The 22,014-nt window shown below is 59.2% G+C and carries 17 protein-coding genes and 3 pseudogenes; 4 read left to right on the top strand and 16 right to left on the bottom strand.

The window, feature by feature from the left end; translation table 11 throughout:
- Positions 1-219 precede the first annotated feature (219 nt).
- From JFV26_RS29945 to dsdC, 3 genes are all read left to right on the top strand, one after another.
- Positions 220-1,560: a GntT/GntP/DsdX family permease gene (locus JFV26_RS29945; protein ID WP_201197246.1), complete on the top strand. Its 1,341-nt coding sequence runs from the start codon at positions 220-222 to the stop codon at positions 1,558-1,560.
- 41 nt (positions 1,561-1,601) lie between these two features.
- Positions 1,602-2,951 (top strand): D-serine ammonia-lyase, encoded by a 1,350-nt coding sequence (dsdA, locus tag JFV26_RS29940; RefSeq protein WP_201197245.1) that lies wholly within the window; start codon positions 1,602-1,604, stop codon positions 2,949-2,951.
- Positions 2,952-3,033: 82 nt separating this feature from the next.
- Positions 3,034-3,981: a DNA-binding transcriptional regulator DsdC gene (dsdC, locus tag JFV26_RS29935; RefSeq protein WP_201197244.1), complete on the top strand. Its 948-nt coding sequence runs from the start codon at positions 3,034-3,036 to the stop codon at positions 3,979-3,981.
- Positions 3,982-4,199: 218 nt separating this feature from the next.
- Here the strand turns inward: dsdC and JFV26_RS29930 are convergent, their stop codons facing one another.
- The 5 genes and pseudogenes from JFV26_RS29930 to JFV26_RS29910 form a co-directional block, all read right to left on the bottom strand.
- Entirely contained in the window at positions 4,200-4,529 is a 330-nt protein-coding gene (locus JFV26_RS29930) for a DHCW motif cupin fold protein (protein ID WP_007992577.1), read from the bottom strand.
- A gap of 112 nt (positions 4,530-4,641) precedes the next feature.
- Positions 4,642-4,755: pseudogene (locus tag JFV26_RS29925) on the bottom strand (tautomerase family protein); the annotation flags it as partial.
- 95 nt (positions 4,756-4,850) lie between these two features.
- Positions 4,851-5,717: an SDR family NAD(P)-dependent oxidoreductase gene (locus JFV26_RS29920; protein ID WP_201197243.1), complete on the bottom strand. Its 867-nt coding sequence runs from the start codon at positions 5,715-5,717 to the stop codon at positions 4,851-4,853.
- Positions 5,718-5,719: 2 nt separating this feature from the next.
- Positions 5,720-6,418, bottom strand: coding sequence for a pirin family protein (locus JFV26_RS29915; protein WP_201197242.1), 699 nt, complete (start codon positions 6,416-6,418; stop codon positions 5,720-5,722).
- Between the two features lie 130 nt (positions 6,419-6,548).
- Complete coding sequence (locus tag JFV26_RS29910) at positions 6,549-7,451, bottom strand: pirin family protein (protein WP_201197241.1); 903 nt, start codon at positions 7,449-7,451, stop codon at positions 6,549-6,551.
- A gap of 257 nt (positions 7,452-7,708) precedes the next feature.
- Here JFV26_RS29910 and JFV26_RS29905 point away from each other — a divergent pair, with 257 nt between their 5' ends.
- Entirely contained in the window at positions 7,709-8,620 is a 912-nt protein-coding gene (locus tag JFV26_RS29905; protein WP_201197240.1) for a LysR family transcriptional regulator, read from the top strand.
- 135 nt (positions 8,621-8,755) lie between these two features.
- On the opposite strand, the gene JFV26_RS29900 is transcribed toward JFV26_RS29905, so the two are convergent.
- The 11 genes and pseudogenes from JFV26_RS29900 to JFV26_RS29850 all read right to left on the bottom strand — a co-directional run bounded on the left by JFV26_RS29900 (position 8,756) and on the right by JFV26_RS29850 (position 21,660).
- Positions 8,756-9,793, bottom strand: a complete 1,038-nt coding sequence (locus tag JFV26_RS29900; protein WP_201197239.1) for a GGDEF domain-containing protein — start codon at positions 9,791-9,793, stop codon at positions 8,756-8,758.
- A gap of 54 nt (positions 9,794-9,847) precedes the next feature.
- Positions 9,848-10,243, bottom strand: a complete 396-nt coding sequence (locus JFV26_RS29895; protein WP_201197238.1) for a RidA family protein — start codon at positions 10,241-10,243, stop codon at positions 9,848-9,850.
- 17 nt (positions 10,244-10,260) lie between these two features.
- Positions 10,261-11,274: a GlxA family transcriptional regulator gene (locus tag JFV26_RS29890; RefSeq protein ID WP_201197259.1), complete on the bottom strand. Its 1,014-nt coding sequence runs from the start codon at positions 11,272-11,274 to the stop codon at positions 10,261-10,263.
- A 362-nt stretch (positions 11,275-11,636) separates the two neighbouring features.
- Positions 11,637-13,040 (bottom strand): MFS transporter, encoded by a 1,404-nt coding sequence (locus tag JFV26_RS29885; protein ID WP_201197237.1) that lies wholly within the window; start codon positions 13,038-13,040, stop codon positions 11,637-11,639.
- A 614-nt stretch (positions 13,041-13,654) separates the two neighbouring features.
- Positions 13,655-14,661 (bottom strand): annotated as a pseudogene (locus JFV26_RS34570) (LacI family DNA-binding transcriptional regulator).
- A 67-nt stretch (positions 14,662-14,728) separates the two neighbouring features.
- Positions 14,729-15,466, bottom strand: coding sequence for an SDR family oxidoreductase (locus JFV26_RS29875; RefSeq protein WP_201197236.1), 738 nt, complete (start codon positions 15,464-15,466; stop codon positions 14,729-14,731).
- Positions 15,467-15,482: 16 nt separating this feature from the next.
- The gene (locus JFV26_RS29870) at positions 15,483-17,015 is read right to left on the bottom strand and encodes an FGGY-family carbohydrate kinase (RefSeq protein ID WP_201197235.1); all 1,533 of its coding nucleotides are present in this window, start codon (positions 17,013-17,015) and stop codon (positions 15,483-15,485) included.
- A gap of 15 nt (positions 17,016-17,030) precedes the next feature.
- Complete coding sequence (locus JFV26_RS29865) at positions 17,031-18,116, bottom strand: alcohol dehydrogenase catalytic domain-containing protein (protein ID WP_242487945.1); 1,086 nt, start codon at positions 18,114-18,116, stop codon at positions 17,031-17,033.
- An 80-nt stretch (positions 18,117-18,196) separates the two neighbouring features.
- Positions 18,197-19,170: pseudogene (locus JFV26_RS29860) on the bottom strand (ABC transporter permease).
- Positions 19,154-20,659: a sugar ABC transporter ATP-binding protein gene (locus tag JFV26_RS29855; protein ID WP_201197234.1), complete on the bottom strand. Its 1,506-nt coding sequence runs from the start codon at positions 20,657-20,659 to the stop codon at positions 19,154-19,156. The pseudogene JFV26_RS29860 and the gene JFV26_RS29855 overlap by 17 nt, the downstream one beginning before the upstream one ends.
- A gap of 74 nt (positions 20,660-20,733) precedes the next feature.
- Positions 20,734-21,660 carry a substrate-binding domain-containing protein gene (locus JFV26_RS29850; protein ID WP_201197233.1) on the bottom strand — a complete coding sequence of 309 codons (927 nt, stop codon included), beginning with the start codon at positions 21,658-21,660 and terminating at the stop codon, positions 20,734-20,736.
- Between the last annotated feature and the right edge of the window lie 354 nt (positions 21,661-22,014).

The raw sequence follows: 22,014 nt of genomic DNA, 5'->3' as shown, positions 1-22,014 counted from the left end.
ATCGGCCAAAAGCCGACAATACACTGCCCCTGATGCACCTTTGGATCCGCGCGCCTGGATAGCTCCCCTCCTTCGCTTACCTCCCATGCCGCATGGCTGAACCACCGTCATGGGTCTGATGAGCAATGATCTTTTGTCAGTCAGCAGCCCCGGTAGTTAACTCGCGCCTCGCACAGTTCTGTGACGAGCCCCGAAACAAAACTATAAGAGGGTGGACCGATGGTGAGCAGTACTTCGTTGCTATGGGTGTTATTAGCCGCGATTGTCATGATCGTGGTGCTGATCGTCAGGTTCAGGGTGCATGCATTCCTGACACTGATCGCCGCGTGTGCGGTGGTAGGTGTCGGTTCGGGCATGCCGTTGACTTCCATGCTGACTTCGTTCCAGAAAGGCATGGGCGATACGCTGGGATTTCTGGCCGCCATCATTGGACTGGGCAGCATTCTTGGCAAAATGCTTGAGGAATCCGGGGGAGCAGAGCGCATTGCCCAGACCCTGTTAGCGGCCCTGGGCAAGCAACGAGCCTCATGGGTCATGATGCTGGTCGGCTTCATTGCCGGGATCCCGGTGTTCTTTGAGGTCGGTTATATCTTGCTGATCCCTCTGGTCTATGTTGTGGCCAAGGAAACCAGGATTAACCTGTTGTACCTGGGTGTGCCGCTCGGCGTTTCGCTGATGTGCGTGCATTGCATGCTCCCGCCTCATCCTGCGGCCATGGCCATCACCAATATGCTGGGTGCCGACGTCGGCAAAGTGATCCTTTACGGCCTGTTGGTGGGCCTGCCAACCGCCATCGTAGCGGGACCATTGTGGATTCGACTGGTGGCGCGCATCGACGCACCCGCCACGCAAGAGGCCTTCCTGCAGGAGCGTTGCGAGGCACGCAGTGTCCGTGACTTGCCAGGCTTCGGGCTGACGTTGCTCACCATCCTCCTGCCGCTGGTACTGATGGTCGGCAAAACCGTTGCCGTAACCCTGCCAAAAGACTCGACAGCGTTCGCACTTATTTCGTTTTTGGGCCATCCACTGGTTGCGCTGGTTATCGCCGTGGTCTTTGCCTATTGGTCGCTGGGAATGCGTCGGGGCCTATCGATGCAAGATTTGCTGGGGCATACCCAGAAAAGCCTGCCGCCGCTGGCCAGTATTCTACTGATCATTGGTGCAGGAGGTGCCTTCAACGGCATCCTCATCGACAGCGGCATTGGCAAGGTGCTGGCCGACTCACTGACTCAACTGGACATCAACCCGGTGGTCTTGGCCTGGCTGGTGGCAGGTCTCATGCACTTCGCGGTGGGCTCCGCGACCGTGGCCATGATGAGCGCCGCCGCAATTGTGATGCCGACGCTGGCGGCGCATTCGGCCTACAGCAAGGAAATCATCGTGATCGCCATCGGTGCTGGAGCCATCGGCTGGACCCATGTCACTGACTCGGCGTTCTGGGTCGTTAAGGAATACCTGGGCGTCTCGCTGGCAGACGCACTCAAGACCTTCACCTCCTCCACGGTGCTCGCGTCGATAATCGCCCTAGTACTGACGCTGACCCTTTCTCACTTTGTTTAAGTCTTTCGCAGCCCTTTCACTGAATGCAGGAGTCACCCTTAATGATTGCAGGCAAAATGCTGGATGACTGGAAAGCCAGCCACCCGCTGATCAAGGACCTGGTGGAATTGCGTGAAACCACTTGGTTCACACCGGTGCGGGTGCCAACCGCCGAGGCCCTGAAAGACCTTCCGTTGAATGCCCACGATGTGGCGGATGCCAGCGCCCGGTTGAATCGCTTCGCGGCGTACTTTCAATCTGCCTTCCCCGAAACACTGCCAACTAATGGCATCATCGAATCGGACATCCAGCCGCTGCCTTCACTGCGATGCGTTTTGGACGCAAGGTATGGCCAGGCACTGCCGGGGGCGCTCTGGATCAAGAAAGACAGCCACTTGCCCATCTCGGGCTCTGTAAAAGCCCGTGGTGGCATCTATGAAGTGATCAAGCATGCTGAACGACTCGCCCTTGAGGCTGGACTGCTCACGCTGGATGGCAACTATGAGGTGCTCGACACACCGCAGGCTCGGGAGTTCTTCAGTCAATACCGAATTGCAGTGGGCTCCACGGGCAACCTGGGGTTATCCATCGGGCTTATGGGGGCTAGATTGGGCTTTCAGGTCACGGTGCACATGTCTGCGGATGCACGCCAATGGAAGAAGGACAAACTGCGCGCCCATGGTGTGACCGTCATGGAATATGCCAGTGACTACAGCATTGCGGTGGCACAGGGGCGCCAACAGGCGAAGGACGATCCAGGCTGTCATTTCGTCGATGACGAAAACTCCACCGACCTGTTCCTTGGCTACGCGGTGGCGGCTGAACGCCTGAATCGGCAATTGAGCCTGGCGGAGCTGAGAATCGATGCCGAGCACCCGCTGTTCGTCTACCTGCCCTGCGGTGTCGGTGGGGGCCCTGGCGGAGTGGCGTTTGGCTTGAAACTGGTCTTCGGTGACGCGGTTCACTGTATATTTGCCGAACCCACTCATTCGCCCTGCATGTTTCTCGGTGTCTACACCGGGCTGCATGACAAGGTGTCGGTGCAGGATTTTGGGATCGACAACATCACCGCCGCCGATGGGCTTGCCGTGGGGCGGGCCTCGGGGTTTGTCGGCCGGGCCATGCAACGTTTAATCGACGGTTATTACACGGTCAGCGATGACGAACTGCATGCGCTGCTCTGGCTGACTGCTGATAGCGAAGGGCTGAATCTGGAGCCGTCGGCCCTGGCTGGCGTCCCAGGCGTTGCCCGGCTCCATGCGCATCGCACCGAGTACTTGCAGCGCAGTGGCCTGAGTGTCGAGGCTTACGCCCGTGCCACCCACCTGATCTGGGCCACGGGTGGCAGCATGGTCCCCGAGCCCGAGATGCAAGCTTACCTGGCGCAAGGCGCGCAAGTGCTTCAAGGCTGAAAGCGAGTGCGTGCCCCGGACGCATGATCGGCGTCCGGGTCACGGGAAGTGGCGATGACACATTGAAAGGGGAAGTACCGACTTGTTCAACCTACCGCCTCGACTGGATGCAAAGCTCAACAGCAGCCAGTTCTCGAACCTGTTCACCTTTCAGGTCGCTGCGCGTCATCTGAGTTTCACCAAGGCCGCCGACGAGTTGTGCCTGACCGCCAGTGCCGTCAGCCATCGCATCGCCCGGCTGGAAGCGGAGCTGTCGATTCAGCTGTTCGAACGGCTGACTCGCCGGGTGCAGTTGACGGAAGCCGGTGAGCGCATCTTCGAGATTTTGCAGCGAACGCTAGGTGACCTCTCCGAGGTCTTCGCCCAGCCCGTCGACGCCGATCTGGCCGGGCCGCTGACGCTCTACGCCCACCCCTCTATCGCACACGCCTGGCTGGTGCCGCGCCTGGCGGAGTTCGGTGCACGATTCCCCAGGGTGACGCTGGACCTTCGCGTGGGTAATGACAGCATCGACTTTCGGTCTCGAAAGATTGATCTGGCGCTGTACTACGGCAATGGAGAATTCCATGGCCTGATCTCACACAGGCTGATGCAAGAACGGGTCGCGCCGGTCTGTAGCCCTGAATACGCCGATCGCCATCGGCTGTTCGACTCGGTGCAGCAGCTGGAGCATTGCACATTGCTGCATGATTCGTTGGCGTGGGACCATGCGGCCTTTGATTCCGAATGGGCGATGTGGGTCAGATACCATGGCGCCGGTGTCTCCATGCCGAAACGGGGGGTGACCTTTGATCGCTCGGATTTGTGTGTGACAGCAGCCATCAATCACGCGGGGCTGGCGATCGGGCGGGAGCAACTGGTCACCGGACCGATCCAGCAAGGTAAACTGGTCCTGCCGTTTGGCGGCTTTGCGCGGTGTGGCGAATACGATTACTACATCGTGCATCCGGCACTTGAGCCGTTACCACGACGAGTCTCTTCATTCATTGAATGGCTGTATCTATGTGCGTCGCAGCCCCCAGGAATATGAAATCTCTACGACTCACATACGCCAGACATATGTTTGTCCGGTCCTGGCTGATTCTGGTCGGTAGCCACCGGCAGTTTTGGGTCGATAGCGGCCCGTGACAACAGGCAGAGATCAGCCAGAAGCGGTCATTCGCACACGTATATTTCAGACCCCATGATTGCGGCTGCATTGGCTGCAAACGGATTGCATGGGCGCGTTATGCAGGTCCGCCCCCACGACTAATCGACAATGAACAACTTCGCCCCGGTGGTGGTGAATGACCGATGTCCCTCAGCATTATTACCCACCTGATAACTCATTCCCGGCGTCAGTGTGAACTGACGACCATCTTCCAGTTCAGTATGCAACTGACCCTCCAGGCACAAAAGAATGTGCCCCCTCCAACACCAATGATCGGCCAAATATCCAGGGCTGTACTCGACCATCCGCACACGCGCTGAACCAAACTGGCAGGTACGCCAATAGGCTGTGCCTGTCTGACCGGCATGCGCCACCGGCTCTATCGTCGACCAATCGGTGGTACCGAATGGGATTGCAGTAAGATCCATGGTTGCCTCATCGAAATACAATAAATGCAGACCGTATCAATCTGGCGATGGTGCCGATAGACACAGACGGCCCGCATTTACGGGATACAGACGCTGCACAACCCGAAGGCCAGTTGCCCCGCCCTCCTCCAAACGACCACTCATCGCCGGCCGTAGTGGTGATCACCACCATGACATCCTCCGCGTTCAGTCCCGTCGCCCGCCCCAATATGTCAGTGGCTCTTCGTGACGGGTAGCTATCGGCCAATAGCAGACCGATTTGACGAACGAGAAAGCGGACCGGGAAGGTCCGCTTCGCCCGCTATTCAGCGACCCGCTGAACTAATCACGATCCATACCCGTTAACACTGCGCTGTCACGCCATAGTTGCTGCGCAACATCCTCACGACGAGCGAGTTCGGATGGCTCGGGCCAAGTCAGTTCACCTCTCACCAGAGACGCATACAGACGCCCCCTCGGCGGCACAATCCGCCCCAACGCAAGGTCGGCCAAGACTTCTGCGGCCTGCATGCGCATGCCCTCGGCGAAGTAAGGACTCAATGCCATGGCGGGTGCCGGAAGCGCTCCCGCAGGCAAGTTGCGCCCCAGGCCGGTGCCGGGAATATAACCCGGGTTATAGGCGATAACCCGCAAACGCCGGGCCTTGACCACGGGGGATGCCGCGAAGGCACGGGCCGTCAATAGATTGCACAGCTTCGAGGTGGCGTAGGCGCGAAATCCGGACTCGAACGCCACGCTGCCATGCGCGCCTTTTTCAAGGTCCAGATGCGCCAGTTGTTGCGCATCGACAAATGAAAACGGGGCAACCGGGCTGAACATCGGGTCATGGGTATTGCTGGTGGTCATCACCACAATTGCATTACGCGCCAACGACGGCGCAAGGAGCCGTAAAAGCAGATAGTGGCCCAGGTGATTGACCGCAAAGGTGGTTTCGTAACCGTCCACCGTGCGGGCCGCGGCGGGAAAGCTGAGACCTGCATTGAGCACCAGGGCATTGATTTTTCTCTTGCCCTGCGTGTCGAGCACTTGCCTGGCAAATTGCCTGATACTGTCCAGACTGGCCAGTTCCAGTGGCAAGCGGGTTTCCCGCCCGCCAATGATGAGTTGGGTGTCGGGGGAAGCACTCAACTGCTTCGCGGTCGCTTCCCCCAGACCAAAAGTCCCGCCGGTCATGATGATCGTATTCATGGTCAAAACACCTCGACCAGTAGCACTTCGGTATCGTCGATGGCTTCGATAATGAGCCGGGGCTCCTGGGTCAAGGCAATACCGTCCCCCGCTTCGACCCTTTCTCCGTTGACTCTCACCGTGCCGAGCGTCGGCACCAGATAGCCCTGGCGAGTGATCAAACAATCATTGCTCAAGCACTGACCGGCCTTGAGTGTCGCCCCGAGCACACGTGCATCGGCGCGGATGGGCAAAGCGTTGTCATCGCCAGGCATCCCGCTGGCCAGCACCGCCCATTGACCGGTCCGATCAGACTTTGGAAAAGGACGCGAGCCCCAACGGGGTTGCCCGCCACTTTCGCGCGGCCGCAACCAGATCTGGAACAGCCTCAACGGAACGCTCCCCGCGTTGCGCTCTTCATGCCGAATGCCGGTGCCGGCACTCATTACCTGCACGTCACCGGCCTCAGTGCGGCCTTGCCCGCCCACACTGTCTCGATGGGTCACCGCGCCTTCCAATACGTAAGTAACGATCTCCATGCTTTCATGACCATGCATGGGAAAACCGCTGCCGGGCGCAATCTCGTCGTCGTTCCAGACCACAAGCGCCCCTAGCGGACGGTGCGCGGGATTGCCGTCGGCAGTGACGTTGAAATGATGCCTGGCCTTGAGCCAGCCATAGTCGCCACCACCGAGGTCGGCCTTGAATCGATGCTCTAACAATTTCAGCTCCTGAAACAGAGGCGTGGCAGGGTTCCAGCCGTGTGCTGGATGCCTTGCTGCCCGGACTCGACAGATAGCGGTCACCGCAGCCGGAACAGGCTTTCAGGCCGGGTTCCGCCGGGCGCCTGGGTTATTTGAAAACGGGCACGGCGCCAGACTCACTGGGCTTTTGCAGGTACTCACGCAGCCGAGCGCCAATCTCGGCAATTTTTGCCTCTCCCGCACGCAAGGCTTGCGGGTTGGTGTGAACCGAGTAATTTCCCAGCGCCAGGTCATGAGGATGAGGCATCGCTGAACCGATCACGAATACCGTATCTTTGTGCATGGCCTTCAGCGTAACGGCACCGTTACCTGGCTCGAAGATGACCATTTCCCCCGCATCGACCAGGTTCGGTGCGCCAAGGGATCCTCGGCTGACACTCAACCACAATGACTCATGCCCACTGGGCGGAACATAGGTCCAGGTTTCCCCGGCTCGTAGCGTGACCAGCAGGTAGTTCATTCCAGCCGGCGCGCGGACTGGGCTTTTGACCCCCTGGTAGGTTCCAAGAATCACCCGCGCAGGCCCCACTTCAGGCATCACGTCTGACTCCAGGTACTGGCTGTCGACATTCGCGTTTTCCAACGCGGGCGGTAGTGCAACCCAAAGTTGAAAACCTTGAATCCGCTTCGATGTCCCTACCGACATCTCCTTCCCGTGCCAGACCCCGCCTCCCGCCCGCATCCATTCAACGCCACCATAGTCAATTGTCCCCGTGCCCGATTCAGCCTCCTCGAAGCGCAAATTACCTTCGGTAATAACGGTGACGGTGGCGATCCCCGAGTGCGGGTGCATTGGCATGCCGTGAATGAATGAACTCTCACCTTCAAACAGATCAAGGAAAACGAAAGGCTTGATCAGATGGCCCAGATCGGAAGGACTCATCAGTCGAACAATGGAACCGTGCCCGCTACCGGTGGTGCGGTAGCTGATTGCGCGCTGAGTAACGGTTTCGCGTGTAGCGCCAATGTGAGGTTGTGGCTGAAGGGTCATGATGATTACTCACAGCAGAGTTGGAGGAAAAAACGCCACGACGCAGCGAAGAGAACATGTGCCCCCCAGACGAGTCGGTGCTGGGCGGGAGAAGCGCAGGAAGAGTGGGTCATGGCCAATCGGTCTCCTGGCAAAGCCTGCCGCGCGGAGTGGGGAGCCTCGCGGGCGGATGCCTGAAACAATAGGGCCGGGCCGATTGCTTTATTAGTCGATACAATTGGATTGCACTCGTCCACCAGCGCCAGGAATGACCCGCCATGATCGACCTCAATGACATCGCCATGTTTGTACAGGTGGTACGCAGCGGCAGCTTTGCGCAGGCGGCGCGACGACTGGGCATGCCTCCCAATACCGTGAGTCGCCGCATCCAGCAGCTCGAGGCGCGTCTCGGTACGCGGCTGCTGCAACGTTCAACCCGCAAGCTCACGCTCACTAGTGCTGGCCAAGATTTTCATGAACGCTGCGCGGGAGCGGTCGATGGCCTGGTCGAGGCTGGGCAAGCGTTGATGACGGGCAGCAGCGAGCCCAGTGGCCTGGTGCGCGTGGCGGCGCCGGCCGACTTCTTCGACTTCTTCCAGATGGAGTGGGTGACCGAGTTTCTGGCCGCGCATCCGCGCGTACGACTCGACTTCGTACTCAGCGATGCGAAGGCCGACTTGATCGCAGAACAGATCGACGTCGCTTTTCGCGGCGGGCCCTTGCGCGATTCAGGCTATGTCGGTCGTCAGATCCTTGACCCCGGCAGCGTCGGGATGGTGGCAAGCCCCGCCTACATCGCGGCGCGCGGCTCACCCCGCACGCTGCAGGACCTGGAGAACCACGACTGTGTGATTTGCGCGCACCCCAGCGGCCACGCCACCTGGCGTTTACTCGGCCCCAATGGTGAGGAAGAAGTGCAAGTGTTCGGACGTTTCAGCGGTAATACCGCGCAGGCACTGCGCAAGGCCACCGTGGCCGGGCTAGGCATCGCGCTGCTCCCGCCCGTGATGGCCAAGCTTGAGGTACAGGCCGGCGTGCTCGTCCCGGTGCTGCCTCAATACCAGCCCGACGGCTACGGCATGAACGTGCTGTATCCAAGCCGTCGGCAACTGCCGCTCGCGGTATCGGCGTTCATCCGGTTGGTGATCGAGAAGATGAATGCGGCAGACGCACCGCAGGTGTATCGATAGCGAATGGCGCCTGGGCCCCTGCTCCATTGCATTTGAATATTCGCCGTTCCCTGCGCGTTCAGGCTGCGCGAACGCACCGACCACGACGTGGCCGAGCTCGGTGACGTTGCCCGATCAGTCCAGCAGCGGCATCAATCAGACCACTTGATTACGCCCATTGCGCTTGGCGCGGTACAGCGCATCATCTGCACGTACGACGAGACTTTCCACTGTGTCGTCCGCGTTAGCGAGGGCCACACCGAACGACGCCGTGACGGTATCGAGCACTTCATTCGTGCCGCGCGCCTTGATCCGCAACGACTGGATCTTTTGGCGCAGCCGTTCAGCAAAGTCCCGGACAGCGGTGAGGTCGGCGCACTCGCGCAGGACCACGCAAAACTCTTCGCCACCGTAACGCGCCGCCAAGGCTTGGGGTGGAAGAGCGTTTCGCAACACCTGACCGACATGTTCGAGCACGCGGTCACCGAGCGGATGCCCGTATTGGTCATTGAACTGCTTGAAGTGGTCGATATCCAGCATCACCAGCGCGACACCTTGCGCTTCGGTGTTCAGCGCCTGCTCCAGCACGCGAGAGAAGGTGTTTCGGTTGAGCAGTTGAGTCAGACCGTCCAGCGATGCGTCCAGTTGGGCTCGTTCAAGTTTATCGCGCAGACTTTTTATCTCGTTTTGCGCAGAGTGCAGCTGAGCAAGGAATCGCTCTTGCTGATCGTGCATCGCCTGGGTGCTTTGTTGCAGCTCGTTGAGTATTGCAGGCAGCCTCTTATCGAACGGCTCGGCGAGCATTTCGAGGCAGTGCCCAAGACTGGCCTTAAAATTGAGACTGCCATTGACGCTATGCGAGACATCTCGTTCCATGCCATCAACCAGATTGATCGCCTGTTGCTGGCCGGCACGGGCATCTTCCAGTTCGTCACGAATAATGTAGTCGCGAAAAAGCCTGGAGGCGGATTCCGAGGGGAAGTCATCGAAGTCTTTGACAACCCGGTCCAGGTGGCGATTGAGTTCTGGTTCCAGGCCTTTGCTATAGGTGTACCAAAGCGCGTAATGCACCGGATTCGGCGGGATGTTGTGACGCACCATGAGCGGCACGGCTTGCTTGAGCAAGGCTGCCGCCTCGCGGTAGTCCTCCGGGTACAACGCTAAAGCAGTCGCATGCAGCTCTGATTGGCTCATGGCATCACTATTGTTAGTTGTTATTGGCGAATATGAATGCGCGGCAGCATAGCCTTACGTTCGCCGCACCGCTATGCACTTGATCTCCACTAACAGTCCCGGGTTAGCCAACGCACTAACCCCGATACACGTCCAGGCGCACAGCCCTCTGGGGAACAGGCGGTTTTTTACCTCGCGAAACAACGCCATGTGCTGGGCCAAATCAACGTGATAGGTGGTCATGTCGACCACATCCTCGAAGGTGCAGCCCCCGGCAGCCAGCACCTGGCGCAGGCTTTCCCAGGCACTGATGAACTGTTGTTCTGGATCTGCGATGACTTGCAAATCAGCTGTTCTTCCAACCTGACCGGCACAGTAAAGTGTGTCGCCCACCCTGACGGCGGGGGCATAACCCGCGCGTTCGACGATGGGTTTCATAACTTCAGGAATGATGATTTCACGGTCCGACATTGCTGGGTCTCCGGGGGTTATTTGACCAGCCGCTTTTCCTTGGAAGGCCGGTAACCAAAGTACGAGCTATAGCATTTGCTGAAATGACTCGGCGACACAAAGCCGCAGGCAACCAGCACATCGACCTGGGATAACTCGGTGTGTTGAAGGAGCCGACGTGCCTCGGTAATCCGCAATTCAAGGTAATAGCGTTGCGGCGTTGTGCCCAATTGTTCCTTGAACAAGCGTTCGAGTTGCCGCCGGGAACGGCCTGCGTAAATAGCCAGTTGATCCAGTTCCAGAGGCTCTTCGAGGTTGGCGCCCATCAGGTTGACCACTTCACGTAACGGTGCGCTCACACTGATATTTTCAGTCGGTTTGATGCGCCGGTAGCGCGACTCCTCGAAGGCCAGGATGTCTTCAATGCCCTCGACAAGGGCTTTGTCGTGCAAGCCCTTGATCCAGTCCAGCGCCATGTGGAAGGCCCCGGAAGGGCTGGACGCCGTGAGCCGGTCTCGATCAATGATGTAGGGCTCGCTGCTGACCTGCGTGACCTTGCAGAACTCCGCGAGTGCGGGGCGGTGTTCGGGGTGAATGGCGCAACGGTAGCCGTCAAGCAACCCTGCCCGGCCTAGAAACCAGGCGCCGTTCCACAATCCGGCCAGGCTGACGCCATGCTCTGATGCGTTTCTCAGCAGGCTGATCAACTCGTCGCTGGCCTTCAGTTCTGTCCGGTAGCCGCCACAAATGACCAGCAGGTCCAGGTCACGGATCCCGGAACAATCGATCCGCGCATCTGGCCGAATGACCAGGCCCAGATCGCTGACCACCTCCCCATCGTTCAAGCTGAACGTTCGGGAAGAAAACAAGCCGGGACGCAGCAGATTCGCGGTGATAATCGTGTCCAGCGCTTGAGTAAACGCGGGCAGCGAGAAATGCTCCAGCAGCAGAAAGCCTGTGCGGGCCATTTGCACCGGTTCGTCTGGCTGCTCATTCAAATAGCGGAGGTTTTTCCCCTTCATGCCTCCGCTGAACTGGCGTCGTTCGATCAAGGTCTGGGCCACTCGGTTACGTTAACGGACATGGGCGTTGATAAAACGCCATGCTAACCGCCAGCCGCATAAAAAGCCCTTTCCTCTTACGCGCAGTAAAAAGGTGGCAAATCCATTTTCCTGGAAAATGAAGCTGTCACCTTATTTGCTGATCACTGAAAAAATGTGGCGAGGGAGCTTGCTCCCGCTGAACTGCAAATTTAAGCGGTGCGCCCACTGCCGCCATCGCGAGCAAGCTCGCGCCCACAAGGGCCGGTGTCGGCCGCAACACTTGCGAACGACACCAAACCAATGTGGGAGCGAGCTTGTTCGCGATGACGGCGACAGCATCCGTCTAACGGACGTGCCGCATCGCCAGCCGTTTACAGATCAGTAATTTCCTTATGCTGTGGCACCAGCATTTTCATCACGCTCCACGCCACCAGGTAGGCCAGTGCACAGATCGCAAACATGATCATGTAGCCGGTATGAATATCGTTAATCGATTTGTAGTAGTCGAACACCCAACCGCCGATTTTGGTCATTACCACGCCGCCCAGGCCGCCCGCCATGCCGCCAATACCGACCACGGACGCCACGGTTTTTTGCGGGAACATGTCGGACACGGTGGTGAAGATATTGCACGACCACGCCTGGTGCGCCGACGCGCCAATACCGATCAGCACCACCGGCACCCAAAAACTGATGTAACCCAGTGGTTGCGCCAGCAGCACCAGCAGCGGGAAGAGTGCGATCACCAACATGGCTTTCATGCGCCCGTCATACGGCTTGTCGCCGCGTGCCATGAAGTAGCTGGGGAACCAGCCGCCGCCGATGCTGCCCACCATGGTCATGCTGTACAACACAGCCAGCGGCATCACGATGGCTGAACCCTTCATGCCGTATTGCGCCGACAGATAGGTCGGCAGCCAGAACAGGAAGAACCACCACACGCCGTCGGTCATGAATTTACCGAAGGCAAAGGCCCAGGTCTGGCGGTAGGTCAGCAGTTTGAACCACGACACTTTCCTGGCGACGACGCCCGACACAGGGGTAACGTCCACCTGTACGGTCTCATCGCTGCGGATATAGGCCAGTTCCTGCGCTGACAGGCGCTTTTGCTGCGCAGGCTTTTGGTAAAGCGCCACCCACACGGCCACCCAGACGAAGCCCAACATGCCGATCACGATGAATGCCGCTTCCCAGCCCCAGAGGCCGGCAATCAGCGGCACGCAAATCGGCGCCAGGATCGCGCCCACGTTGGCTCCGGAGTTGAAGATGCCAGTGGCGAAGGAGCGTTCTTTCTTCGGGAAGTATTCGGCAGTGGCCTTGATGGCGATCGGGAAGTTACCCGCCTCGCCTATCGCCAGTACGGCGCGCGACAGCATGAAGCCGGCGATCGAAACCGGGATAACGGCAAGGCCGAACGCACTGCACACAGCGGCGATCCCCTCGCCCATCGGCACCGAAAACGCGTGCATCATCGCGCCGGTCGACCAGATGCCAATCGCCACCACATAAGCAGTCCTGGTCCCGATCTTGTCGACCACACGGCCGGCGAACAGCATGGAAATCGCATACACAAACTGAAAGACCGAGGCGATGTTGGCGTAATCGGTATTACTCCAGCCGAATTGCGTCGACAGATCTGGCGCCAACAGACTGAGCACCTGGCGATCCAGGTAATTGACGGTGGTAGCAAAGAACAACAACGCGCAGATCGTCCAGCGATATTTGCCTACAGCCTGGCCTATGCGTTGCGGATTGATGGGCTCGTTCAGATTCATGGCATCACTTTATTATTGGATTAGGGTGATGATCTCTCGACATCAATGTGAGAGTGCAGGTGCACGTTCTCCATGCTCTTGGGCTGGAGTTGAACGTGTTGCAGGTACTATCGGGCGTGTGGCGGGACGGTTGTCGGCAATGGACCTGACGCTGTGTAGAGGCAAGCAATCAGGATCGAACCATTAGGAGCGGCATGCAGGGGGATGAGTAAGCGAGTTGAATTCATGATGAGGCCGACACTCTTTTTTATTTTTAGGGGTGAACAGACGACGCATCGTCTGTCGTCGTACAACTATGCCTTTTATAGCTAGCTCCCTACCCGTCTGTCAATCTGAAAAATGGCCATCTGTCTCGACAAAGAGCATCCGCAAAAATTTCGCTTGTGCTTATAGCAGCGTTGGCTGTGGGCCTGTCAGCGTGATGGGTTCTGGTGGGGGGATGACGACAAGGAATGAACGATCGGCGATGTTGTACGACAACGCATATAAAAATATTAGTTACAGCCTCTCAATCAGAAAGGCCGCGCAGGCGAGCCCAACTGTTCACTTTGAATCGATTGCGGCCATTCGAAACCGGCAGCCTGGCGGGTTTCAGCTATAGATCAGCCAAATTTTCAATAAGCGTCATCCAGCTCTCCACTGATGATGACCTTATCGCGAGGTCGCGCCGGATTTTCAAGACGATCCAGCAATACGCGTACCGCGCTGCTGCCCGCGAGTGTGGCGTCGTGAGCCACGCAAGCAATGGGCACACCGAAAATATCTGCAAACGGCAAGCGGTCGATGCCGCAGATGGTGATGTCTTGATGGCGTATTTTCTTTGCTCGCAACGCCTTCAGTGCACCCATGGTGATCAACTGGTTAAAGCCCATGATTGCATCTGGCGGTGCGCCGTTTTCCAGGTAAGCCAACGTACTTTCGAACGAAGGTTCAAGGGTGTAGTCACCGGGGTAAATGTCTATTTGCATCGTGGGTTGCCCCCGAGTACTGCGCGCAAGCCCTTGAGGCGCTCTTCGGTAATCCGCGAATGCCTGGGGCCGGTCAACACCAGCAAGCGTTTGATCCCGGAGTTTTGTTGCAGCAGGTACTGCCCCGCCTTGTAACCGCTGTGATAGTTATCCAGCACCACCCGGCTGAAGGGACTGCCGTGGATCGTACGATCAAGCAGAACCACGGGTGTCTTGCCGTTGGCCAGCCGTTCAAGGTAGTCCGGCTGGTACTGCGGTTCATCCGACACTGGCGACAGAATGATTCCCGCCACCCGATAGCCCAGCAGCGTATCCACCGCTTTGCTTTCCAGTTCCGGCAGTTTGTCGGTGTCCACCAGCATGATGGTATAGCCGTGCTTTTTCGCCTCGCGGGAAATCGCCTTGATCATCTCGCTGTAGAACGGGTTGTCTACGGATGCAGTGATCACCCCGATGATCAGGCTTTCGTCGCGTTTAAGGCTACGGGCAAACGTGTTGGGCACGTAATCAAGTTCACGCGCCACCTCAAGGATACGTGCGAGTGTCTCGGCCTTGACCTGGTGCGGATTGTTCAGCGCGCGGGACACCGTGATCGTGGTCATGTTGACCCGTTTGGCGATGTCGCTGATGGTGACGCTTTTCTGTTTGCTCATCGAAACGCTTTGGCTGGCCTGGAATTTAGGCGTGAGTCGCAAGGCTAACATGGCGACGTCCGGGCCGTCAGCGCGCGGTGTAGCCACCATCTACCGCAAGGCTGACGCCGCTGATCATGCTGGCCCCGACACTGAGCAAAAACAGCACCGGCAGCGCCACTTCCGTCGACTCGGCAAATCGCCCAAGGGGGATCGCTGCCAGCACCGGATCACGCTTGGCCGGTAACGCCCAGGCGGCTTCAGCCATTGGCGTCAGCGTGACGGTCGGGTTGACACTGTTGACCCGGATCCCATGCCGGCCCCACTCCGCACACTGCACGCGGGTCATGGCGTCCAGCGCAGCTTTCGAGGCGCAATAGGCCAAGTGATCGTCCAGCGCCACCAACGAGGCCTGGCTCGACAGGTTGACGATGCTGCCGCGCACACCCGCATCGATCATCGCCGCCGCCACTCGGCTGGCGATCAAGGCCGCCGCCCGGGCATTCACCGCCATCACCCGGTCGAACCCTTCGGCAGTAATGCCACGGGCGGACTCCAGCAGCGAAATACCGGCGCAATTGACCAGCCCGTGCATCACCGGCAGCGTATCCAGGGCCTGTTCCAGCGCCACGCTGTCGGCCACATCCACCGCCAGCACCTCGCAGCCATCGGCATGTAACTGTTGCAACGCTTGAGGATTGCGGCCCAAGGCAAATACCTGGGCACCGCAGGCCATCAACTGACAGGCGATCTCCAGGCCGATGCCGCTACTGGCACCGGTGACCAGAATCCGTTGCTGGCTGAAATCAAAACTGATCCCGCTCATGTGTATGCTCCGTGGCTCAGCTCTGTTGCAGGCTGTGCATGATCGGTTTCAGGGCCGGATACAAGCGCAGGTAGTCGGCAAAGGCATGGTCATAGGCGGCAACGTTGCCGGCGATCGGTTCTGCCCGCTGCTGTAATTGCACCCAACCCTGGTCCATTTGCCGGTCGTCCACCAGGCCCACACTGTGGGCCGCCAGCAACGCCGCGCCGAGGGCCGCTTCGACTTCCTGGACGATGGTGTAGACCGGGTAGTGGGTAATGTCGGCGATGATCTGCATCCACAAATCGGAATGACTGGCGCCACCGACCACGATCAACCGTGGGTCCAGTGAATGAGCACCGCGAGTGCCGGCCTCGATGTTGTGGCGCAGGGCAAAACTCACCCCTTCCAACACCGCGCGGTACAGGTGGATGCGGCTGTGATAGAGGTTGAGGCCGACAAAGCTGCCACTGGCGCGGTCGTCCCACACCGGGCTGCGCTCACCCATCAAATACGGCAGAAACAGCAGCCCCTCACTGCCCGGCGGAATCTTCGCCGCCTGCTGCTCCAACAACCAATGGCTGTCTTTACCGCTGTGTTGTGCTTGCAGCTCTTCGGCCTGACAGAACTGCTCGCGGAACCAGTTGACCGACGCCCCGGCGGTAATCGCGCCACCGAAAATGTACAAGTCGCGATGGCCGTTATAGACGTGGGGCATGCTCACCAGCCCATGGCGGGCATCGACCTGCTGGTTCAGATAACCCCAGCACATGCTGGTGCCGATCATCGCCACATGGTTGCCGGGCCGTGTCACGCCCGCCGCCAAAGTAGCCATGGCCGCATCGACGCCACCGGCCAGAATCGGCAGGCCCAACGGCAAGCCCAGGCGTTCGGCCCACTCCGGCAGCAAACCACCCACCACTTCACCGGAATACAGCAAGCGCTCGGGCATCAGGCTCGGCGAAATGCCCAGCGCATCGAGCATTTCCACCGACCAGCAACGCCCGGCCACGTCGTAGACGCCGCCGATGTTGCCGGCGGAGCTGTGATCCACCGCCAGTTCACCGCTCAGGCAATAGTTGATGTAGCTGTTGGGCGGCAGCAGGTAGCGGGTCTGGCGCCACACCTGCGGCTGGTGCTGCTTGAGCCAGAGCATCTTGGTGAAGCCGTAATAACTGTCGACCGAGTTGCCGGTGATATCGAACAGTCGCTCCAGGTCTATGTTCTCCCGTACCCATTCCACTTGTTCGCCGGCCCGGCGGTCCATCCAGATCAGGCACGGGTGCAAGGGTTGCAAGTCCGCATCGACGGCAATCCCCGAGCCGCCGTACAGGCTGCTGATGCACAGCGCCTTGATGTGCTCGCGCGGCACGCCGGCGCCTTGCAGGCAACCGACCACACACGCTTGCACGGCATCCAGCCAGACCTGCGGCCACTGCTCGGCCCAGCGCACTTTCGGCGTGTCCACCCGATAGCCCTGGCTGTGCTGGGCGACAATCCGGCCCTGGTCATCGACCAGCAATGCCTTGGTACTTTGCGTACCGATATCCACGCCAATGACGTAGTCCATAGCCTTCCCCTCGCCTTACTGGCCTGGCTTCAACAAGACCTTGATCGACTTCACCGAGTTGGCCAGGGCAAAGGCCTCTTCCCAATTGTCGAGCGCGAAGTCGTGAGTGACGATGCCTTTGGAGGTCACCAGGCCGCGTTCGAACAGATCGATGGCCACCGGGTAGCAATAAGGTCCGAGGTGCGCGCCGCGGACGTCGAGTTCCTTGCGGTCGCCGATGATCGACCAGTCGGCACTGGTTTCGGCGCCGAACACACTGAACTCGACAAACCGCCCGAGCTTGCGGATCAGCTCCAGGCCTTGGGTCACGCCCGCCGGTACGCCTGTGGTTTCGATGTACACGTCGCAACCGTAGTTGTCGGTCAGGCTGTTGATGATGGCGCGGGCATCGTCCCGGGACGGGTTGATCACCACGTCGGCGCCATACTGCCTGGCCAGTTCCAGACGCTCGTCGACCATGTCGATCACCACCAGTTTTTTCGGCGTTTTCAGCGCCGCCACTTGCACCATGCACAACCCAAGGGTGCCGGCACCGGCAATCACCAGCACGTCATCGAGCTGGATGTCACCGCGATTGACGGTGTGGATGGCGCAGGACATCGGTTCGATCAATGCCGAGTCTTCCAGCGAAACCGACTCCGGGATCTTGTGCACGATGGCGGTTTTCGGAATGCGCATGTACTGCGCCATGCCGCCCTCGGCGACTTCGCGCTGGAAGCCGAAGATGTTGTGCACTTCGCACATCCAGTACTTGCCGGACTTGCAGAATCGGCACTTGCCGCACGGCACGATCTGCTCGGCAATCACCTTGTCACCGACCTGCACCTCGAAGTGTTCCTCGGCGCCCTCGCCCACCTGTTCCACATACCCGAAAAACTCGTGACCCGGCACCACCGGCGCCTTGACCCACGGGTTGTCGCCACCCCAGAACATCGCCGCACCGGAATGGCACTTGCAGTCACTGGCGCAGATGCCGCAGGCGGCGATGCGGATCACCAGTTCATTGGGCCGCGCTTGCGGCTTGCCGATGCGCTCCAGGCGATAGTCTTTCGGACCGTGGCAGACAACCGCTTGCATCAGGTTTTGGGGTTTATTGTCCATGATCTTTTACCTTTTTCGAGCATGAGAGAACCCGTCACGGCGCTGTCATGCCGTGCGGAAATGACTGATTCAATAAGTGCTTACGTGTGCCGCTGGCGACTGATAAAAATCGCCAGCAGGATGATCCCGCCCTTGATCACGCTCTGGACGTACGGCGACACCCCGAGCATGTTCAAGCCGTTGTTGAGTACGCCCAGCAACATGGCCCCGACCAGCGTGCCGAGGATCACCCCGCGCCCGCCGGCAATCGATGCGCCGCCCAGAACCACGGCGGCAATCGCGTCCAGTTCGAACGAGACCCCGGCATTCGGCTGGCCGCTCATCAAGCGTGAAGTCAATACCAGCCCGGCGATGGCAGCGGTCAAACCGCTGATGCCGTACACCAGCAACTTGAAGCGCGGCGCTCGCACACCGGACAACCGCACCGCCTCCTCATTGCCGCCGATGGCGTAGATGTAGCGACCGATACGCGTGTGTTGCAGCAGCACATACGCCACCAGGTAGGTCACGAGCATGATCAGGATCGGCACCTGCACGCCCAACAGACTCTCGCGGCCGAAAAACCGAACCAGTCCGGCAACCCGGAAATCGGGTAGCCGTCGGTGTACATCAAGCCCAAGCCCCGGGCGATGCCCATGGTCGCGAGGGTGACGATGATCGGTGGCATGTGCAGGTATGCGACGAACAAGCCGTTGCCGATGCCGAACGCCACGCCCACCAGCATCCCGGCGCCAATGGCCAGGCCCGGCGGCAACCCGGCGACCATCAGCCCGGCGGTCAAGGTGCCGGACAAGGCCATGACCGGCCCCACCGACAAGTCGATGCCGCCGGTGAGGATCACGCAGGTCATGCCGACCGCGATGATCGCGTTGATCGACACTTGCCGGGCGATATTTTCCAGGTTGGCCGAGGTCAGGAACTTGTCGCTGGCGAAGATCATGAACAGGGTCACCACCAGCAGCCCGACAAAGGGAAAGAACGCTGGCGAACGGGTCAGGCGTGCGAAATTGAAGCGCAGCCGCAATTGATCGAGGGTATTAATGGAGGTATTCATTCTGGCTCCCGGTGGCGTAGCGCATGACTTCCTGCGGGTTGACGGCGCTTGCTTCCAGCACTTTGACGATGGCGCCCTTGTTGAAGACCGCCACGCGGTCGCACATGCCGATGACTTCCGGCAATTCCGAAGAAATCATGATGATCGCGTAGCCCTGTTCGGTCAGGGCACGCATCAGCGCATAGATTTCGGCCTTGGCGCCGACATCGATGCCGCGTGTGGGTTCGTCGAAAATCAGGATGTCGCAGTGGTGGTTGATCCAGCGCGCAATCACCACTTTCTGCTGATTGCCGCCACTGAGGTTGAACACCCGGCTCTCGCCGCTGGGCGCCTTGATCGACAGTTGTTTCATCAAGGCTTCGGTGGTGCGGCACTCCTGGCCCTGATCGAGCAGGTGGTAGTGCTCGTACTTCTTCAGGTTATTGAGCGAGATGTTTTCGCGGATGCTGAAACCGGTGATCAGCCCTTCGCTCTTGCGGCTCTCCGGCAGCAAGCCGATGCCTTGCTCCAGCGCCTGGGCCGGGTCGCGCAGGCTGACACTGTGCCCGCGCACGCGTACCTCCTTGCTGATCACCGGCAAGGCACCGATCACCGCCAACGCCAGTTCGGTGCGACCGGAACCGACCAGCCCGGCGAAGCCAAGAATCTCGCCCTGATGCAGTTCGAAATGGTTGTGCGGGCCGTTGCGGATCAGCTGAATGTCCTTGACCTCAAGCAGCACCGGGCCGCGAGGCTTTTGCGTCTTCGGCGGAAAACTGCACTCCAGACGCCGGCCGACCATCATTTCCACCAGCCGATCGATGTCGCTGTCCGCCACATCGGTGACCCCGACATTACTGCCGTCGCGCAATACACTGATGCGGTCGCACACCTGGAAAATCTCTTCCAGGTGATGGGAGATGAAAATCACCGCCACGCCCTGGCGCTTGAGCTCACGCATGATCTCGAACAGCAATTCGGCTTCGGTGGGCGTAAGGGTCGCGGTGGGTTCGTCGAGCACCAACAAACGCGCGTCCAGCGCCAGGGCCTTGGCGATTTCGACGAACTGCTGTTCGGCCACGCTCAGGTATTTGATCGGGCATTGCAGGTCGATACTCACGCCTAATCGAACGAACAACGCCCTCGCCTTGTCCTGCATCTGGCGTTTGCGCAGCAAACCCAAACCATTCACTCGTTCATGACCGAGGAAGATGTTCTCTACCGCATTGAGGTACGGGATCAGGCTGAACTCCTGAAACACGATGCCGATGCCAGCGGCGATTGCGTCGTGGTACGTCGCAAATTGCTGCGCCTGGCCATCGATCAGGATCTGCCCCTGGTCCTGGTGCTCAACGCCTACCAGGATTTTCATCAGCGTCGACTTGCCGGCGCCGTTCTCACCGAGCAATGCGTGTATTTCCCCGCGCTGCACTTCCAGGTCGATGCCTTTGAGTGCTTGCACACCGGGGTAGGATTTACAGATATTTTCCAGTTTCAAAAGACTGCTCATACCGCCGACCTCACCCTTCGATTGATTCACCCCCAATGACCGCACCCGGCGTGTTGCGCCGGGTGCGCAGGTACTTACCAACTGAAGTCTTTGGCCTTGGCCTGATCGATCAACGCGATGTCCACCGGGATGGCGGCAGGGACTTGCGACCCCCACTTCTTCGCCAGGGCCACGCCGAGGGCGAGGCGGATCTGGTCGCGGGGGAACTGCGCCGAGGTGGCGATGAATTTGCTGCCGGGTTTGCGAATGGCCTTGATCGCCTCGGGTGCACCGTCGACGCTGACCAGTTTGACGTCGAGACCGCTGGCTTCGATGGCCGACAAGGCGCCGAGGGAGCCGTTGTCGTTGACGCTGAACAGCCCCTTGAGACCCGGTTGCGCCTGCAGCATGTTTTCGGTGACCGTCAGCGCCTGATCACGCTCCTGCTTGCCGTTCTGGATGCTGACAATCTTGATCTCCGGGTGCTTGCCGATGGCGTCTTTGCAGCCGCGCACACGCTCAAGGATCGGCACCACCGCAATGCCATCGAGGATGGCGATATCGCCCTTGTTGCCAATGCTCTTCGCCAGGTATTCGCAGGCCTGGAACCCGGCGTCGAAGTTTTTCGAACCGACGAAGGAATCGAGCGGCCCATCAGCCTGGGCATCCACCGCCACCACCACGACACCGGCCGCATGGGCAGACTTGACTGCCGACTGCACGCCGACCGAATCGGTAGGATTGATGATCAGAATGTCGATGCCCTTTTGCAGCATGTCTTCGATGTCGCTGACTTGCTTGGACACGTCGTGGCGGGCGTCGGTGATGATCAGTTGCGCACCGATGCTGCCGCCGGCGTCCTGCAAGGCATCTTTCATGGTGACGAAATAGGGGTTGTTGATTTCCTGGAAGGAAGCGCCGATACGCAGGGGCTTGGACGGGGTGTCCGCACTGGCAGGGCCGGCAAGGGAAAAACTAACACTCAGAGCCAGCAAACACAGGGTTTTCGGAAGCGTTTTCATGGCGAAATTCTCTATTGTTTTTATTGTTTTGGAGCAAATGTTATCGATAACATTTTCAGCGAAGCTAGCAAAGAACTTCAGGCTATGCAAGAGAAGATGACGCCGGCATTTGCCCGGCAGAGGAACGGTGGACCGAAGGGAAGAAACCGGGAACACCCTCTACGGCTTAAACCGCAGAGACCCATTACCGGTGTGAAATGCGCTCAGCAAGTACCTGCGCAGGCCCTGGAATCGAGAGTCCCAATGGATCAACGGGAATATCGAATGCAACGCTTGGTGCAATTACGCCAGTTACATTACTTGGCCGGTAATGGGCATAAATTCATTGGAAGTCACTCATCGGCGTTGCAGTCG

This window comes from Pseudomonas sp. TH31, assembly GCF_016650815.1.
GTDB lineage: Bacteria > Pseudomonadota > Gammaproteobacteria > Pseudomonadales > Pseudomonadaceae > Aquipseudomonas.
Note: the sequence above shows the minus strand (reverse complement) of the source record. Positions and strands in the feature narration are given on the sequence as shown.